General features: G+C 66.8%; 17 protein-coding genes. 4 read left to right on the top strand and 13 right to left on the bottom strand.

The annotated features are described in order from the left end of the window. Positions 1 to 13: 13 nt before the first annotated feature. A complete protein-coding gene (locus tag OC550_RS06370; protein WP_262104435.1) occupies positions 14 to 913 on the top strand; it encodes a neutral zinc metallopeptidase in 900 nt (299 codons plus the stop codon). Here OC550_RS06370 and OC550_RS06365 read toward each other — a convergent pair. The 7 genes from OC550_RS06365 to OC550_RS06335 form a co-directional block, all read right to left on the bottom strand. Beyond that, positions 910 to 1,650, bottom strand: coding sequence for a Pr6Pr family membrane protein (locus tag OC550_RS06365; protein ID WP_262104434.1), 741 nt, complete (start codon positions 1,648 to 1,650; stop codon positions 910 to 912). The genes OC550_RS06370 and OC550_RS06365 overlap by 4 nt on opposite strands. Positions 1,651 to 1,756: 106 nt before the next feature. Continuing rightward, positions 1,757 to 2,086 (bottom strand): metal-sulfur cluster assembly factor, encoded by a 330-nt coding sequence (locus OC550_RS06360; protein ID WP_262104433.1) that lies wholly within the window; start codon positions 2,084 to 2,086, stop codon positions 1,757 to 1,759. A gap of 2 nt (positions 2,087 to 2,088) precedes the next feature. Then, complete coding sequence (gene sufC, locus OC550_RS06355; protein WP_262104432.1) at positions 2,089 to 2,853, bottom strand: Fe-S cluster assembly ATPase SufC; 765 nt, start codon at positions 2,851 to 2,853, stop codon at positions 2,089 to 2,091. 68 nt (positions 2,854 to 2,921) lie between these two features. After that, positions 2,922 to 3,281 (bottom strand): non-heme iron oxygenase ferredoxin subunit, encoded by a 360-nt coding sequence (locus tag OC550_RS06350; RefSeq protein ID WP_262104431.1) that lies wholly within the window; start codon positions 3,279 to 3,281, stop codon positions 2,922 to 2,924. Next, positions 3,281 to 4,564: a Fe-S cluster assembly protein SufD gene (sufD, locus tag OC550_RS06345; protein WP_262104430.1), complete on the bottom strand. Its 1,284-nt coding sequence runs from the start codon at positions 4,562 to 4,564 to the stop codon at positions 3,281 to 3,283. The genes OC550_RS06350 and sufD overlap by 1 nt, the downstream gene beginning before the upstream one ends. After that, positions 4,564 to 6,048 (bottom strand): Fe-S cluster assembly protein SufB, encoded by a 1,485-nt coding sequence (gene sufB / locus OC550_RS06340; RefSeq protein WP_262104429.1) that lies wholly within the window; start codon positions 6,046 to 6,048, stop codon positions 4,564 to 4,566. Before sufB ends, sufD begins: the two co-directional genes overlap by 1 nt. Next, positions 6,048 to 6,818, bottom strand: coding sequence for a metalloregulator ArsR/SmtB family transcription factor (locus OC550_RS06335; RefSeq protein ID WP_262104428.1), 771 nt, complete (start codon positions 6,816 to 6,818; stop codon positions 6,048 to 6,050). Before OC550_RS06335 ends, sufB begins: the two co-directional genes overlap by 1 nt. A gap of 112 nt (positions 6,819 to 6,930) precedes the next feature. On the opposite strand from OC550_RS06335, the gene OC550_RS06330 reads away from it, so the two are divergent. From OC550_RS06330 to OC550_RS06320, 3 genes are read left to right on the top strand one after another with little or no spacing between them, the layout of a single operon-like run. Then, positions 6,931 to 7,887 carry an ABC transporter ATP-binding protein gene (locus OC550_RS06330; protein WP_262104427.1) on the top strand — a complete coding sequence of 319 codons (957 nt, stop codon included), beginning with the start codon at positions 6,931 to 6,933 and terminating at the stop codon, positions 7,885 to 7,887. Continuing rightward, on the top strand, positions 7,884 to 8,627 hold the full coding sequence (locus tag OC550_RS06325) for an ABC transporter permease (RefSeq protein ID WP_262104426.1): 744 nt from the start codon (positions 7,884 to 7,886) through the stop codon (positions 8,625 to 8,627). Before OC550_RS06330 ends, OC550_RS06325 begins: the two co-directional genes overlap by 4 nt. 4 nt (positions 8,628 to 8,631) lie before the next feature. Next, entirely contained in the window at positions 8,632 to 9,591 is a 960-nt protein-coding gene (locus OC550_RS06320) for a heme A synthase (protein ID WP_262104425.1), read from the top strand. Between the two features lie 17 nt (positions 9,592 to 9,608). Here the strand turns inward: OC550_RS06320 and OC550_RS06315 are convergent, their stop codons facing one another. The 6 genes from OC550_RS06315 to OC550_RS06290 form a co-directional block, all read right to left on the bottom strand. Beyond that, on the bottom strand, positions 9,609 to 10,361 hold the full coding sequence (locus tag OC550_RS06315) for an SDR family NAD(P)-dependent oxidoreductase (protein ID WP_262104424.1): 753 nt from the start codon (positions 10,359 to 10,361) through the stop codon (positions 9,609 to 9,611). 19 nt (positions 10,362 to 10,380) lie between these two features. After that, complete coding sequence (locus OC550_RS06310; protein WP_262104423.1) at positions 10,381 to 11,160, bottom strand: SDR family NAD(P)-dependent oxidoreductase; 780 nt, start codon at positions 11,158 to 11,160, stop codon at positions 10,381 to 10,383. Beyond that, positions 11,157 to 12,494: an MFS transporter gene (locus OC550_RS06305; RefSeq protein WP_262104422.1), complete on the bottom strand. Its 1,338-nt coding sequence runs from the start codon at positions 12,492 to 12,494 to the stop codon at positions 11,157 to 11,159. Before OC550_RS06305 ends, OC550_RS06310 begins: the two co-directional genes overlap by 4 nt. A 26-nt stretch (positions 12,495 to 12,520) precedes the next feature. Continuing rightward, positions 12,521 to 13,408 carry a polysaccharide deacetylase gene (locus tag OC550_RS06300; protein WP_262104421.1) on the bottom strand — a complete coding sequence of 296 codons (888 nt, stop codon included), beginning with the start codon at positions 13,406 to 13,408 and terminating at the stop codon, positions 12,521 to 12,523. Between the two features lie 27 nt (positions 13,409 to 13,435). Then, positions 13,436 to 14,404 (bottom strand): asparaginase, encoded by a 969-nt coding sequence (locus OC550_RS06295; protein WP_262104420.1) that lies wholly within the window; start codon positions 14,402 to 14,404, stop codon positions 13,436 to 13,438. 203 nt (positions 14,405 to 14,607) lie between these two features. Beyond that, on the bottom strand, positions 14,608 to 15,573 hold the full coding sequence (locus tag OC550_RS06290; protein WP_262104419.1) for a heme o synthase: 966 nt from the start codon (positions 15,571 to 15,573) through the stop codon (positions 14,608 to 14,610). Positions 15,574 to 15,748 lie beyond the last annotated feature (175 nt).

The raw sequence follows: 15,748 nt of genomic DNA, 5'->3' as shown, positions 1-15,748 counted from the left end.
TTATTGTTAGCGCATGAGTTTCAATCAGGGCTCGCGGCTGGACACCTCGCAGGTTTCGGATCGGCGCGGCGGGATGGGCGGGAAGATTGCCATCGGCGGCGGCGGGCTGATCTTGCTGATCGCCAGCCTGCTCGGCGTTCCGCCCGAGCTGCTGCAGAGCCTCACCGGCGCCAGCCCTTCTTCGGGGCAGGTGGCCGCCGACGGCCAGGAGCTCCGGTTGGAATGCGAGACCGGGGCGGACGCGAACGCGCGGCGCGATTGCCGGGTTGTCGCCACGGTCAACAGCCTCAACCGCTACTGGGGCGAGGCGCTCCCCCGCTACAACCTGCAGTACCCGGTTCCCGACGCCGTGCTGTTCGACGGTCAGGTCAGCACCGGCTGCGGCAGCGCGACCAGCGCCGTCGGGCCGTTCTACTGCCCGCGGGATTCCACGGCGTACTTCGATGTGGGCTTCTTCGACCAGCTGACCGACCAGCTCGGCGCCGCTGAAGGCCCGCTGGCCGAGGAATACGTCGTGGCCCATGAGTTCGGGCACCACATCCAGAACCTGACCGGCGTCCTGGACTACTCGCAGCAGGACCCGCAGGGTCCGGGCTCCGGGGCGGTCCGCGTGGAGCTGCAGGCCGACTGCTATGCGGGAGTCTGGGCGGGCAACGCCACCCAGCAGGTGGATCCGGCCACGGGCGAGCCGTTCATGCAGCCGCTGACCAACGAGGACCTGAGCGACGCGATCTCCGCGGCCTCCGCCGTCGGCGATGACCGGATCCAGGAGGCCAGCAGCGGCCAGGTCAACCCGCACACGTGGACCCACGGCTCAAGCGAGCAGCGCCGGGCGTGGTTCTCGCAGGGCTACGAGACCCGGGATCCGGCCGCCTGCGACACCTTCAACGCCGCCGACCTGGACCGGCCCTAGAGGTTCCGGTCGTCCACCTCGGCCCGCGAATCGTCGCCGAAGCCCGGCAGGTAGCCGTCCGGCTCACGGCCCATGGCTAGATCGAGCGTCAGGAAGACGAAGCCTGCCCCGAGCCAGAGCAGCAGGACCATGACGCAGTTGACCAGGACCGGGCCGATGCCTGCCAGGCCCACGTCGAGCAGTGGGTAGGGGTACCAGCCGGTGGCCGCGCCGCGGATGAACACCCCGAGGAGCCATGCGGCCGGATAGACCAGGGACCAGAGGACCCGCAGCGGCGTGATCCGGGGCCGCGGCCCGAAAATCAGCCAGCCGACGATGACCATGATCGGGACCGCGTAGTGCAGGAGCCGGTCCGCGAAGACCGCCGTAGGGCTCAGGGCGGCAAAGTCCGGGATGCCGCGCAAGGGCGTGAACTGGAGCAGGAGAAGCAGCAGTGTTCCGGCCAGCGTAACCACGCGGACGGCGCGCCAGACGGGTCCCCCGGCGCGTGCGGGCTCCATGAGAAGGCTGAGGGACACGATGAAGACGAGCGCGTTGAGGTGGAGGCTGGCCGAGCCGAGGAAGTTCCACCAGATGTGGGCCGGGGCCACCGCGTGCGCCGGCGATTCTCCGGTGGCCATGATCTGCAGGACCAGCCCGAGGACCGCCATCAGGGCCGTCGCGCCGTGGAACAGCTGCGCAGCGGTTTCCTCGTTGTACCGTCCGGCGGCCGGGCCGGCAAAGGGTGGTTCTGCCATGCCTTGATGCTAGCGCCAATTACGACGGCGGCGGGCGGCAAAGGCGGTTAACGCAGCGGTTGCCGGTCCCTGGTCGGAACCGGCAACCGCCCAGCTGCGGGGGCAGCTAGATGTTGAAACCGAGGGCGCGCATCTGGTCGCGGCCGTCGTCCGTGATTTTCTCCGGGCCCCACGGCGGCATCCAGACCCAGTTCAGGCGCCATTCGTCGACGACGCCGTCCAGGGCCTTGCCCGTCTGCTCTTCGATGACGTCGGTCAGCGGGCACGCCGCGGTGGTGAGCGTCATGTCGATCAGCAGCGCGCCGTCCTCGGCGTACTTGAGGCCGTACAGCAGCCCGAGGTCAACGACGTTGACACCGAGCTCCGGGTCGATGACGTCCTTGAGTGCCTCTTCGACGTCCTCCAGCGAGGTGCGGGAAGCGTTGGTTTCGGTCATGATCAGGCCTTTGCAGCGGTCGGCAGGAAGCGGTCGTAGCCTTCCTCTTCCAGCCGGTCCGCGAGTTCGGGGCCGCCCTCTTCAGCGATCTTGCCGTCGACGAAGACGTGGACAAAGTCGGGCTTGATGTAGCGCAGGATCCGGGTGTAGTGGGTGATGAGCAGGGTGCCCATACCGCCGGCCTCGTGGACCCGGTTGTGCCCTTCGGAGACGACCTTGAGGGCGTCGACGTCCAGGCCGGAGTCGGTTTCGTCCATGATGGCGAACTTCGGCTTGAAGAGTTCAAGCTGCAGGATCTCGACGCGCTTCTTCTCGCCGCCGGAGAAACCTTCGTTGACATTGCGCTGGGCGAAGTCCGCGTCGATGCGCAGCTGGCTCATCGCTTCCTTGACGTCCTTGGTCCAGGTGCGCAGCTTCGGAGCTTCGCCGTCCAGGGCGGTCTTGGCGGTGCGCAGGAAGTTGGTCATGGTGACGCCGGGGACCTCGACGGGGTACTGCATGGCGAGGAAGAGGCCGGCGCGGGCGCGCTCGTCAACGCTCATCTCCAGGACGTCTTCCCCGTCCAGGGTGATGGAACCGGAGTCCACGGTGTAGCGCGGGTGGCCGGCAATGGTGGAAGCCAGCGTGGACTTGCCGGAGCCGTTCGGGCCCATGATCGCGTGGATCTCGCCGGTGTTGATGGTGAGGGAAACGCCCTTGAGGATTTCCTTCTTGCCCTGCTCCGTCTCGATGCTGACGTGGAGGTCCTTGATGTCCAGAGTCGACATATTCTCTGCTTTCTCCTGTGCGGCCGCCCGTGTCGTGAGGCGGCCGCTTCGTGAAGTTGTTGAAGTTCTTAGTTCAGGTCCGGAGCGCTGGCTCCGTTGACGACGGTTGCGACGTCGACGTACACGTCGTCGCCGTCAACGGTCAGCGCGAACACCGGGACGGGATCGTAGGCCGGCAGGCTCAGGGGCTGGCCGCTGCGCAGGTCGAACTGGGAACCGTGGCCCCAGCACTCGATCGTGCAGTCCTCGACGTCGCCCTCCGACAGCGAGTAGTCCTCGTGCGAGCACGTGTCCCCCAGCGCATGGAGTTCGCCGTCGGAATCACGCACGACCGCCACCGGATAATCGTCGATCAGGATGCGCAGCGCCTGCTTGACCTGCACCTCGGAGGCCTTGCAGACCAGCTTTCCCCGCGGTGTTTCCGCCATCAGAGGTTCCCTGCCGCCAGTTCCCGCTCGACGGCCTCGGTCAGCCGCTCCTCCAGTTCCGGAACCCGGATCTGCTGGATGATCTCGTTGAGGAACCCGCGGACCACCAGGCGGCGGGCTTCATCCTCGGGGATGCCGCGCGCCATCAGGTAGAACAGGTGCTCGTCGTCGAACCGTCCGGTGGTGCTGGCGTGGCCGGCACCTTCGATCAGGCCGGTCTCGATCTCCAGGTTCGGCACGGAGTCGGCGCGTGCGCCGTCCGTCAGGACCAGGTTGCGGTTGGCCTCATAGCTGTCCGTGCCCTCGGCCTCCTTGCGGATCAGGACGTCGCCCACCCAGACGGTGTGCGCGGCCTGGCCCTGCAGGGCACCCTTGTACAGCACCCGGGACTTGCAGTTCGGCACGCCGTGGTCAACGAACAGCCGCTGTTCCAGGTGCTGTCCGGCGTCGGCGAAGTACAGGCCGAAGAGCTCGACGTCGCCGCCGGGCTGGCTGAAGCGCGCCGACGGGGTCACGCGGACCAGGTCGCCGCCGAGGCTGACGGACACGTGCTTGAACTTGGCGTCGCGGCCGATCTTGGCCTGCTGCGACGAGGCGTGCACCGCGTCGTCGTTCCATTCCTGGACGGAAACCACGGTGAGCTCGGCGCCGTCGCGGACGTCGATCTCGACGTTCTGCGAGACGGTGGCGCTGCCCTTGTGGTCGAGGACGACGACGGCCTTGGAGAACCGCTCGGCGACGATCACCAGGTGCTGGGCCGAGGCCTCGGTCCCGGTGCCGTCGATGGCGACGACCACGCCGGTCTCCAGTTCCGTCTCGGCCGGGATGGTCAGCACGGTTGCCTCGGTAAAGGCCTCCCAGGCTGCCGCGGATACCCGGTCCTCGGGAATGCCGGCGCTGCCGATGCGGGCATCGCTGCGGTCCACGGTCTCCACCTTCACGGAGGACGGGGCTTCGCCACCCTCCGGGCCGGTGACGGCCAGGGACGGCGCTGCGCCGGTGAGCGGCTCGATGTGCAGGCCGCGCAGCCGCTTGAGCGGGGTGAACCGCCAGTCCTCTTCGCGCCCGGTCAGCTGCGGGAAGTCCGCCAGCTTGTAGGAGGTGCGGCGTCCGGCGCGGGAGCTGTCCGGAACACCGACTCCGCCGCCGTGGCTGTGGCCCTTGGTGCTGGCACCGGCGAGGGGTCCCTGGGCCGCGTTCACGGGCGAGAGGTCCTCGCCTTCTTCGGAGAACCCGTCGATGGCCGGAGCACCGATGCGTGCTTTCTCAGTGGTCTCAGTCATTAACCTACGGATCCTTCCATCTGCAGTTCGATCAGGCGGTTGAGCTCGAGGGCGTATTCCATCGGCAGCTCGCGGGCGATGGGCTCAACGAACCCGCGCACGATCATGGCCATGGCTTCGTCCTCGGGCATGCCTCGGGACATCAGGTAGAACAGCTGCTCTTCGCTGACGCGGGAGACGGTCGCCTCGTGCCCCATGGTCACGTCGTCCTGGCGGACATCGATGTAGGGGTAGGTGTCGGAGCGCGAAATGGTGTCCACCAGCAGTGCGTCGCAGACCACGCTGTTCTTGGAGTTCTTCGCGCTTTCCCGGACCTGGACAAGGCCGCGGTACGCAGCCCGCCCGCCGCCGCGCGCCACCGACTTGGAAACGATGGAGCTGGAGGTGTTCGGGGCGATGTGCACCATCTTGGAACCGGTGTCCTGGTGCTGGCCGGCGCCGGCGAACGCGATGGAGAGGGTCTCGCCCTTCGCATGCTCGCCGGTCAGGTACACGGCCGGGTACTTCATCGTGACCTTGGAGCCGATGTTGCCGTCGACCCATTCCATCGTCGCGCCCTCGTGGGCGACGGCGCGCTTGGTCACCAGGTTGTAAACGTTGTTCGACCAGTTCTGGATCGTCGTGTAGCGGACGCGGGCGCCCTTCTTCACGATGATTTCGACGACGGCCGAGTGCAGCGAGTCCGACGTGTAGATCGGCGCGGTGCAGCCTTCGATGTAGTGGACGTAGGAGTCCTCGTCCGCAATGATGAGCGTGCGCTCGAACTGGCCCATGTTCTCCGTGTTGATGCGGAAGTAGGCCTGCAGCGGGATCTCCACGTGGACACCCTTCGGGACGTACACGAAGGAACCGCCGGACCACACGGCCGTGTTCAGGGAGGCGAACTTGTTGTCGCCCACCGGGATCACGGAACCGAAGTACTCCTCGAAGATCTCGGGGTGTTCCTTCAGCGCGGTGTCGGTGTCCAGGAAGATGACGCCCTGGGCTTCCAGGTCCTCGCGGATCTGGTGGTAGACAACCTCGGACTCGTACTGGGCCGCGACGCCGGAAACGAGGCGGCTCCGCTCCGCTTCGGGGATGCCGAGCTTCTCGTAGGTGTTCCGGATGTCCTCGGGCAGGTCCTCCCACGTGGCGGCCTGCTTCTCCGTCGAGCGGACGAAGTACTTGATGTTGTCGAAGTCGATCCCGGAGAGGTCCGCTCCCCACGTCGGCATGGGCTTGCGGTCGAAGTACTTCAGGCCCTTCAGTCGAAGATCCAGCATCCATTCCGGCTCGTTCTTCTTAGCCGAAATATCCCGGACGACTTCCTCATTCAGGCCGCGGCGCGCATTGGCGCCCGCATCGTTTTTATCCGCCCAACCGAACGCGTAGTTCCCGATGCCATGCAGCTCGGGGTTCTTCTCAAGGATCTCGGAAATGGTGGTGTCGGAGACATCGGTGTTGCCGATGGCATCCTTCACGCCCTGATCCACTTGGTCCGTCATTACGGCCTCTCCTGCAGATTGATGGATACTCTTCTGGTGCCTGGCGCCGGTTCGGAATCCCGAACCGCAGACCTTGTTCGGCCCACGGGAATGTGGGTCGTACAGACGTGGCCCCCGCTCGAGAGCGTGGACAGGCGGCGCACATCCACTCCGAGCAGTCGGGCAAAAACTTCGGTTTCGCTGTCGCAGAACGCGGGGAATTCCGCCGCGAGCTGCTGGATCGGGCAGTGCCCCTGGCACAGCTGCACCGCCAGCATCGTGCTGTGCGGGGACTTCTGGCCCACCACGGTGGTCGACCCGACGAAGCCGTCTTCGCTCAAAGCCCTGGCCAGCGCCTCGGCCCTCGCCTCGATCTCCGGCCCTGCCGCCTCGACGACGGGACGGTAGCGTTGTTCCATGTCAGCGTAGCGCCGCCGGGCGAAGACCGCGACGGCTTCCTCGCCGGCCGCCTCGGACAATGCGTTGAGCGCGTCGCGGGCGATCACCAGGTAGTCGTCGCCTAGCTTCGACTGGCCCTGCCGGCTGAGCACATAGCGCCGGGCGGGGCGCCCGGCCCCGGAGGCCGAGTTGGTGACCAGCTTGATCTCGATCAGGCCCCCGCGTGAGAGCGCGTCCAGGTGCCGACGGACCGCCGCGGGCGTGAAGCCCAGGATCTCGCCCAGTTCAGCCGCGCTGACGGGGCCGTGCTCCAAAACGGCGTGCAGGACCTTGTCCCGCGTGCGCTCCTCTGTATCGGCCGCCTGGGCGCGCGAAGAGGTAGGGTTCGTCATGGAATACACAACACAATCATGACTTATTCTCTTCCCGGCCTCCAGTAAGGCGCCCCTTAGCGTGGTCCGGGCCGGCCGCAGCGGGCGTCTCTACGTCGCGTAGAATGTTCTGGTGCCTCATTCCGATCCCTGCCTCGACATCCAGGGGCTCGTTAAAGATCTTGGGCCGGTAGCGGCGCTGGACGGCAAGATGGTCCGCGTGATCGACGGCGTGCATCTGCGCGCCTACCCGGGCCAGGTTACCGCGCTGCTCGGCGCCAACGGGGCCGGCAAGACGACCACGCTCGAGTGCGCCCAGGGCCTGACCCGGCCCAACGGCGGCAGCGTCCGGCTCCTTGGCCAGGATCCTTTCGAGGCCGGAGCCGTCCTGCGCAGCCGCGTCGGCGTCATGCTGCAGGAGGGCGGCCTGCCGCAGGCGATCCGCCCCGTTTCCCTCCTGCGGCACGTGGCCGGCATGTACAGCAGGCCGCGGAGCGTCGACGACCTCGTCGAGCGCCTGGGCATCCACCACTTCTCCAACACCCCCATCCGCCGCCTCTCCGGCGGGCAGAAACAGCGGGTCGCCCTGGCCGCGGCCCTGGTCGGGGATCCGGAAGTCCTGTTCCTGGACGAACCCAGCGCCGGCCTCGATCCGCAGTCCCGCGCCGTGGTGTTCGACCTGATCCAGGAGCTCCGCGCCGAGGGCCTGGGCATCATCCTCACTACCCACCTCATGGATGACGCGCAGCGTCTGGCGGACTACGTCTTCATTATCGACGCCGGCAAGACAGTCGCCCACGGAACCGTCGCGGAACTGACGAAAGCCACCGACGAAAGCGCCGGCGTCGAACGCCTCCTGACGTTCGACGCCCGGGCCGGGCTGGACCTGGCCGAGCTGCGCGCACTGCCGCTCGACGTGCACGAGGCCGTGCCCGGACGCTACACCGTGACCGGGGCGCTGGCGCCGGAACATCTGGTGCGGCTGGCGCAGTTCTGGGCCGCGCACGACGTGATGCCGGCAGCGATCCACATGGCACCGCGTTCGCTGGAAGACGTCTTCCTCGACATTTCCGGAAAGGAGCTGCGGTGAACGCACCCGCCCCGCTGCTGCGCCGTGTCCTGCTGCAGGGCCGCTACGAGACGGTGGCCATGCTGCGCAACGGCGAACAGCTGCTCATCGCGGTGATCCTGCCGCTGATGGCGCTGATCGGCCTGTCCATCACTCCCCTGCTCGACGAGTTCACGGAAAGCCGGATCGACATGGCCGCGCCCGGCGTGCTGGCCCTGTGCGCCGTGTCCACCGGGCTCACGGGCCAGGGCATCGCCACCGGCTTCGACCGCCGCTACGGCGTGCTGCGCTTCCTGTCGACCACTCCCCTCGGCCAAAGCGGGCTGATCCTCGGCAAGGTCATCGCGGTCCTCACCGTGCTGGCCATCCAGACCGTGGTGATCGGCACCGTGGCGCTGCTGCTCGGCTGGCAGCCGGCGCCGGGCGGCATCGTGCCCGCGCTGGTGCAGCTGGTGCTCGGCGCCGGCGCCTTCACCTCCCTCGGGCTGCTGATCGCCGGAACGGTGCGGCCCGAGGCGACTCTGGCCATCACCAACCTGCTGTGGGTCTTGCTGGCGGCCGCCGGCGGCATCCTGTTCCCGATCGCCAGCTGGCCGGATGTGTACGAGCCGGCGGCGCACCTGCTGCCTTCCACCGCGCTGGGCGACGCCCTGCGCAGCGCCCTCATGCACGCGGAATTCAACCTCACCGCCTCAATTGTTCTGCTGGTTTGGACCGTCGTGGCCAGCCTGGCAGCCATCCGCTGGTTCAAATGGAGCTGAAATTATGACCGGAACACCGCACGCCCAGCGACGGCAGACCGACGGACCGGCACAACGCCTGCCGCTGGAGCCCAACAAGACGGTCCGGTCCCTGGCCGTCGCCTCGCTCGTCTCGGAGATCCTCATCGTGGTCACCGGCGGCGCCGTCCGGCTGACCTCCTCCGGCCTCGGCTGCCCGACCTGGCCCCGGTGCACTGCCGAATCGCTGGTCGCCACTCCCGAAATGGGCATCAACGGCGCCATCGAGTTCGGCAACCGCCTGCTGACCTTCGTGCTGGCCGCGATCGCTTTCGCCATGCTGATCTCGGTCTGGCGGATGGCTAAGCAGCGCAAGGACCTGTTCCGGCTGTCCGTCGCGCTGCTGGCCGGTATTCCCGCGCAGGCCGTGATCGGCGGCATTACCGTCTGGACGCACCTGAACCCGTGGGTCGTCGGGTGCCACTTCGTGGTCTCGATGTCCATGGTCACCTTGGCCACCGTGCTGGTCCACCGCGCCTGGCTGGACAACGCGCGCGCCTCCACCGTGGTGCAGAGATTTACGACGTCGACCGTGCGGCAGTTGCTGTGGGCCCTCGCCGTCCTGAGCGGGCTGGCGATCGTGCTCGGCGTGATGGTGACCGGATCCGGTCCCCATGCCGGCGACGCGATGGCGCCGCGCAACAACCTCCATCCGGACCTGATCACCCGCGTGCATGTCCTGCCGGTCTACCTGCTGGTCGCCACCACGGTGGTGCTGCTGGTGATGGCCTACCGCGACACCCGCTTCGTCCCGCTCCGCCGCCCGCTGCTGCTCTTCGTAGCCGTGGTCGCGCTGCAGGCCATCATCGGGTACTGGCAGCACTTCACCGGCCTCCCCATCCTGCTGGTGGGCCTGCACATGCTCGGGGCGTCGCTGCTCGCAGCCGCCTGCACCCACGTCGTCTATGTCGGCGTCACCCGGCAGCCGGCCGCCGTGCGGAACTGAGTCGAAGCCCAGGAACCTTACGGCATCACGTCGCCGCTGTTGGGGCCGAGCGTCTGCCCGGTGTAGAGGTCGCCACCGGGCGAAGCTGCCAGCAGCAAGGCTGTAGGCGCCACCTCGTGCGCCTGGCCGAAGCGGCCGATGGGTAGCTCTGCCTGCTTGGCGGTCTTCCACTCTTCGGACAGTCCTTCGATCAACGGCGTGACGATGGGCCCCGGGGCTATCGCGTTGACCAGGATGTTGTGCACGGCCAACTCCAGCGCCATGGCCTTGGTCATGCCGATCACCCCGGCCTTCGCGGCCACGTAGTGCGTCAAGCCGACCCCGCCCTTCAGCCCGAGCTGCGAGGCGATGTTGATAATCCGGCCGCCGCCCCGCTCCACCATGTGGGGCGCGGCCCAGCGCGCCGCCAGGAACACGCCTTTCAGGTCCACGGCGAGGGTCTTGTCGAACGTCGCTTCGCTCATTTCCAGCAGCGGCGTCTCGTCGAGAATGCCGGCCGCGCTGACCAGGATATCGATACCGCCGAACCGAGCGGCGACATCGTCCATCAACCGCCTCATCGCCTCGCCGTCGGTGACGTCCACAGCGAGGGCCGCAGTGCGGCCGCCATAGGCACTGGCCTCGTCCGCGACGGCCGCGGCGTGCTGCTCGTTCCGGTCCAGCAGCGCCACGTCGGCGCCCTCCTGCGCAAAGAGCAGGGCGATGGCCGCACCGATTCCGCTGCCTCCACCGGTAATGGCGGCGACCTTCCCTTCGAGCTGTCGTTCCATCGGAACTCCTCTTCGAAATTCAGCTTGGCCAGCGGACGGTCAGCCCGCCGTCAACCGTCAGCTGCTGTCCGGTGATGTAGGCCGAGTCGTCGCTGGTCAGGAACCGTATCGCGCGCGCGGCTTCATCGACGTTGCCCACTCGGCCCCACGGGATGATCTTCCCGGCGGCGTCGAGGCCTTCCCTGCCCAGTGAGTTCACCGGGTCCAAAGACTGCGGGCTCTCGATGAGGCCCGGGATGATGGCGTTGACACGGATCCCTCGGGGTGCCAGCTCCACCGCCAGTGACCGGCACAAGCCGAGCAGGCCGGACTTCGCCGCGGCGTAATGGCTGTGCTCTTCCCAACCGTAGACACCCCCGGCGATCGAGGACGTGGCCACCATCGCCCCGCCGCGCTCCATCCGCGTGCTGCACGAGCGGAAGACGCGCAGGACGCCGGAGAGGTCGACGGCCATCATGTCGTCCCAGGCCTGGTCGGTCATGTCCGCCAGGGCCGCGCGGCGCAGGATACCGGCCGCAGCAACCGAGATATCCAGCCGGTCGAACTCGTCGAGCGCGGCCTGGGCGAGTTGCTCGGTGTCCTCGAAGCGCCGCACGTCCATGGGTACGGCTAGGCACCGCCCGCCGGCCTCCTCCACGGCACGGACCGTATCGGTCGCGTCGTGAGGATCCGAGGGCAGGTAGCCGATGACGCTGTGCGCGCCGGCCCGCGCGTAGGCGACGGCCAGTGCCCGGCCGATTCCGCTGCCGCCGCCCGAAATAACGGCAACCTTGCCCTCGAGTCCGTCGTCGCGGATCATGCGATCACCGTCGTCCTTTGATGTTCGTCGTGGATCGTGCGGGTGCCCGCCATGCACAAGGCCGAGATGAACAGTCCGCCGGTGCCGGTGATGATCGCCGCCCAGACGGTATCCACTCCGGCGGCGAGCAGGATGGAAAGCAGACCGGAGCCGGCGATGCCGCCGACTGGCGCCATCACGTGGGCCACGTTGGTGCCCATGCCACGCACATGGGCGGGGAAGGACTCGCCCATGTAGAACAGCAGGGCCGCGTAGGGGCCGGTGAGGAAGAAGAGGGTCAGCGCGTACAGCGGGATGATGATTCCCGGGACGCCCGGACCCAGCAGCATGATCAGGCTGACGATGCCGCCCGCCAGCCAGCCGAGGACGACCGTGCGCTTCCGCGTGATTTTGTCACCGAGCCAGCCGTGGAAGACGTACCCAATGAAACCGACCGCGTTGGCCAGGACCAGGATGACCAGGGCGTTGTCGAAGGAAACCCCCTTGGCCTCGACCAGAATCGTGGTGCCAAGGACTGAGAAGATCATGATGGAGATCCAGTTGAAGAACCACGACAGGGACAGCAGGATGGTGTGCCGGCGCAACTCGGGGGTGAAGACATCCTTTACGCCGGTGGCATGGTGGGCTGCCTCCTCGAGGTCGTGTTCGTCCGCGAGCCGGTGGGCGCCTTCGACGTCGCCGCTGGCACGGCGGCGTTTGACCTCCTGCATGGCGGCAAAGGTGGGCGATTCGGGCAGCCGCAAGGCCAAGGCCACCACGACCAGGGACAGGACGGCGGCCACCACGAAGGTCCAGCGCCAGCCGATGATCGGCAGCAGCAGGGCCGAGAGGCCAGCCGAAATCAGGGCGCCGACCGGCCAGCCGCCCTGTACCAGGGAGTACATCAGGCCTCGGCTTTTGGCCTCCTTGTAGATCTCGTTCAGGTAGACCGCGTTGACGACCTCCTCGGACATGGAGAACCCGGTCAAGGAGCGGATGATGACAATGCTGACGGCGCCGGCCGCGAGGCCGGTCAGGCCGGAAGCCACCGCCCCGCCGAGCATGAGGATGATGAGGGCTCTCTTGCGGCCCATCCGGTCGAGGATGGTGCCGACGAGCAGGGAGACGATGAAAACGCCGATCGTGGCGAAGGTGTTGACGGCAGTGGATTGCGCGGGTGTCCAGCCGAACTCCTCGGCGATGACCGGCAGAAGGGTGCCGAAGAGGGTGTAGTCATAGACCGAGGCGACCCAGGCGATAAAGCAGACTATCGAGACCTGCGTGATGGTCTTCCGGGTGATCTTGACGTTCCACGGCTCGACGGAGCGACCGTGAGGGGATTTGAGCGATGGCATGGCGGTTGCGTCCTTAAACCGCGGCCTCACGTGCCCGTGCGCGGTCTGCGCTGGGCGAAGTCGCGGGCGAGGTCTTCCATGACGGCGAATTCGACGCCGTCATGCTGTTGGATGTGGTCGAAGAGCCGCTCGAGCATGAGCAGGTTCTGCGGCTTGCCGGAAACATCCGGGTGGATGGTGATCGGGAAGACGGCGTAGTCCATCTCCCGGTGCACCCAGTCGAACTGGTCGCGCCAGAGCTGCTCGATGTCCCGAGGAGACACGAAGCCGTGGCTGTTGGGGCTGGATTTGATGAACATCATTGGCGGCAGGTCATCCAAATACCACGAGGCCGGGATCTCGATCAGGTCCGTTTCCTCGCCACGGAGCAGCGGTTTCATCCACTCCTGTGCCGAAGCCGCCTCGTAGTTGATCTTGGTCCACGAGTCTCCGACCCGTATGTAGTACGGCGTAAAGTCATCGTGCATCAGGGAGTGGTCATAGAGGAACCCGCGCTCGAGCAGGATCTCGTTGGTCACCGCCGAGAATTCCCACCAGGGAGCCACGTAGCCCACTGGTTTGCGTCCGGAACGCTGTTCGATGAGATTCGTGCAGTAGTCGAGGATCTCAGTCTCCTGCTTGCGGGTCATGGCGATGGGATTCTCGTGGCTGTAACCATGAACACCTATCTCGTGCCCGGCGGCCACAACGGCGTCGAACTGCTCCGGAAAGGTCTCGATGGAATGGCCCGGCCAGAACCAAGTCACGGGCATTTCCCGACGCTGGGCTAGCTGCAGCAGCCGCGGCACCCCGACTTCACCGGCGAACAGGCCGCGGGAGATATCTCCCGGGGAGTCCTCCCCACCATAGGAGCCGAGCCAGCCGCCCACGGCGTCGACGTCGATGCCGACTGAAACGTAGATTTTCTTGGGCATGATCTCTCCTCTGCTGACGGTCGGTGTTTAGAGGTAGGTTTCGAACGCTTCGGAGAACCGCTCCGGCGCGGTGCCGGCAGAGAGCAGGACGGCCGCCAGGATGCGCGCCTGGAAGGGGTTGAGGTCTCCGGAAGGGACGGCGCCCGCTGCCGTGAGGTCGATGCCGCCGCCATTGCCATAGGTCGGGACGACGGGCCCCCACGGGGCACGGGTGCTGAGCAGGACGATGCAGCCGCTTCCCGTAGCCCGTTTTACGGCCTCGGCGAATCCCGGTCCCGCATTGCCGACCCCGGTGCCGGCCAGCACGACGGCGCGGCTCCCGAGCTGCACGGCGTGGTCCATCAGTTCCGGCGTGGCACCGGGGTATGCAGTGATGACCTCTACACGCACGGTGTCGAACTCGGCAGGCGGCATCGGCAGAACGGGATAGCGGCGGGGCGCGGCCGTGACCACGAGCCCGCCGCCGGCCATGTGCGCTACTTCGGTGCCTCCACCGAAGGCGCTGCCCGCGGTGGTATGTACCTTCCGTGCGCCGCGGGCTGAGCGGACCGTTCCATCGAAGCTGATCAGCGCCCCGGTCCCGCGCAAACGCATGTCGGCCGCTGCCAGCACCGCTTCCGTGACGTTGCGCGGGCCGTCCGCATCGGGGCTGTCGGCCGTGCGTTGGGCGCCGGTGAGCACAACGGGCTTGGGCGAAGCATGCACTAGGTCGAGCAGGAACGCCGTCTCCTCAAGGGTGTCGGTGCCGTGGGTGACCACCACGCCATCGGTACCAGGATCGGCGAGGGCCTGCCCGACCGCCTCGGCAATCCGGTGCAGGTCAGCCAGATCCAGCCTGTAGCTGCCGATGGTCAGGACATCGCGCGCATGGACGGTGACGTTGCCGTGATGTTTCGGGATGAGCGCCGACGACGTGTCGGTAGCCACGGCTCCCCCGGTGCCGTGGCTGCGCGAGGCGATAGTGCCGCCGGTGCCCAACAGCTGGATGTGGGCCACCGTACGCCTCCTTTTCGAGACGGGCCGGTTCCGAAGGGGCGGATTGCCCCAAGCAAAAAAGATCAGGAACAATTCGCTAGTATGACGCACATCATACCAAAAAACATAAGGGTGCTTCGCATTATGGCCTGAAAACGGATTCGTCTACAGAATGCTACTCCGGGGACGCCAGCTCCCTGCGGTCGCGGGCAGGAGGATTTGCCCTAGAGGCTGGCGAAGACGGGGCCGCCCACGAAGGGGTCCACGGCCAGCGCGAGGAAGAGCACGGTCAGGTAGCTGATGGAGCCGTGGAAGACCCGCATGGCGCTCTTGTTGGTCTCCGCCGGCGTCTCGGTGCCGCGCTTGGCGAGGTTGTACAGCCGGTGGGATTCATATACGAAATAGCCGCCGCTGAGCAGGGCCGCGATGGTGTAGACCCAGCCGGCCCCGCCGACCGGCGCGAGCAGGAGCGAACAGGCCAGCGTTGCCCAGGCGTAGAGGACCACCTGGACCGAGACCTGGCGCGCGCTGGCGATGGCCCCGAGCATGGGGACGTTGGCGGCGTTGTAGTCGTCGCTGTACTTCATGGACAGCGGCCAGTAATGCGGCGGGGTCCAGAGGAAGATCACCATGAACAGGATGATGGCCGGCCAAGCCACCGTTTCGGTGACGGCCGCCCAGGCGATCAGCACGGGGAAGCAGCCGGCGGCACCGCCCCAGACGATGTTCTGGGCGGTGCGGCGCTTGAGGATCAGCGTGTAGATGACTACGTAGAAGAAGATCGCGCCCACGCCCAGCACGCCGGCGAGCGGGTTCGCCCCAAACCAGAGGATCAGGATGGACAGGATCCCCAGGATCCAGGAAAAGACCAGTGCTTCCCGCGGCGTAACTTCGCCCGTGACCAGCGGCCGGTTTTCGGTCCGGTGCATGAGCTTGTCCATGTCCCGGTCGATGTAGCAGTTGAACGACCCGGCCGAGCCGGCGGCGAGGGCGCCGCCAATCATGGTGGCGGCGATGAGGCCGAGGCTCGGGAAGCCCCCGGCGGCGAAGATCATCGTGGGAAGGGTGGTGACCAGCAGGAGTTCCATCACGCGCGGCTTGGTGAGCGCTATGTAGGCCTTGGCTTTACGTCCGAAGCCGGTCTTGACGGGTGCGTCAGCTACCTGTTCCGGAGCGCTCAGGATCTTCAAGGAAAAACCACACAGTTCTGCTGGGATAGACGGGATCAGTGCGGCCCTCGTCGGGCCAAGCACCGGCCCGGGCCCGTGAGGGCACACCGGAACCAAGGTGCCCCTCCATCATATCCTCTATGACCTGTAGAAATCTCCCCGGCAGTGTGTGTCCCACTATTACCGGTCGCATGCC

The sequence above is a fragment of the Arthrobacter sp. Marseille-P9274 genome (assembly GCF_946892675.1).
GTDB lineage: Bacteria > Actinomycetota > Actinomycetes > Actinomycetales > Micrococcaceae > Crystallibacter.
Note: the sequence above shows the minus strand (reverse complement) of the source record. Positions and strands in the feature narration are given on the sequence as shown.

Excerpts from the sequence above, each read along its gene's own strand:
- OC550_RS06320 (WP_262104425.1), top strand. The coding sequence starts at position 8,632 with ATGACCGGAACACCGCACGCCCAGCGACGGCAGACCGACGGACCGGCA.
- OC550_RS06370 (WP_262104435.1), top strand. The coding sequence starts at position 14 with ATGAGTTTCAATCAGGGCTCGCGGCTGGACACCTCGCAGGTTTCGGAT.
- OC550_RS06315 (WP_262104424.1), bottom strand. The coding sequence starts at position 10,361 with ATGGAACGACAGCTCGAAGGGAAGGTCGCCGCCATTACCGGTGGAGGC.
- OC550_RS06360 (WP_262104433.1), bottom strand. The coding sequence starts at position 2,086 with ATGACCGAAACCAACGCTTCCCGCACCTCGCTGGAGGACGTCGAAGAG.
- OC550_RS06300 (WP_262104421.1), bottom strand. The coding sequence starts at position 13,408 with ATGCCCAAGAAAATCTACGTTTCAGTCGGCATCGACGTCGACGCCGTG.
- OC550_RS06335 (WP_262104428.1), bottom strand. The coding sequence starts at position 6,818 with ATGACGAACCCTACCTCTTCGCGCGCCCAGGCGGCCGATACAGAGGAG.
- OC550_RS06365 (WP_262104434.1), bottom strand. The coding sequence starts at position 1,650 with ATGGCAGAACCACCCTTTGCCGGCCCGGCCGCCGGACGGTACAACGAG.
- OC550_RS06310 (WP_262104423.1), bottom strand. The coding sequence starts at position 11,160 with ATGATCCGCGACGACGGACTCGAGGGCAAGGTTGCCGTTATTTCGGGC.
- OC550_RS06305 (WP_262104422.1), bottom strand. The coding sequence starts at position 12,494 with ATGCCATCGCTCAAATCCCCTCACGGTCGCTCCGTCGAGCCGTGGAAC.
- OC550_RS06350 (WP_262104431.1), bottom strand. The coding sequence starts at position 3,281 with ATGGCGGAAACACCGCGGGGAAAGCTGGTCTGCAAGGCCTCCGAGGTG.
- sufB (WP_262104429.1), bottom strand. The coding sequence starts at position 6,048 with ATGACGGACCAAGTGGATCAGGGCGTGAAGGATGCCATCGGCAACACC.
- sufC (WP_262104432.1), bottom strand. The coding sequence starts at position 2,853 with ATGTCGACTCTGGACATCAAGGACCTCCACGTCAGCATCGAGACGGAG.
- sufD (WP_262104430.1), bottom strand. The coding sequence starts at position 4,564 with ATGACTGAGACCACTGAGAAAGCACGCATCGGTGCTCCGGCCATCGAC.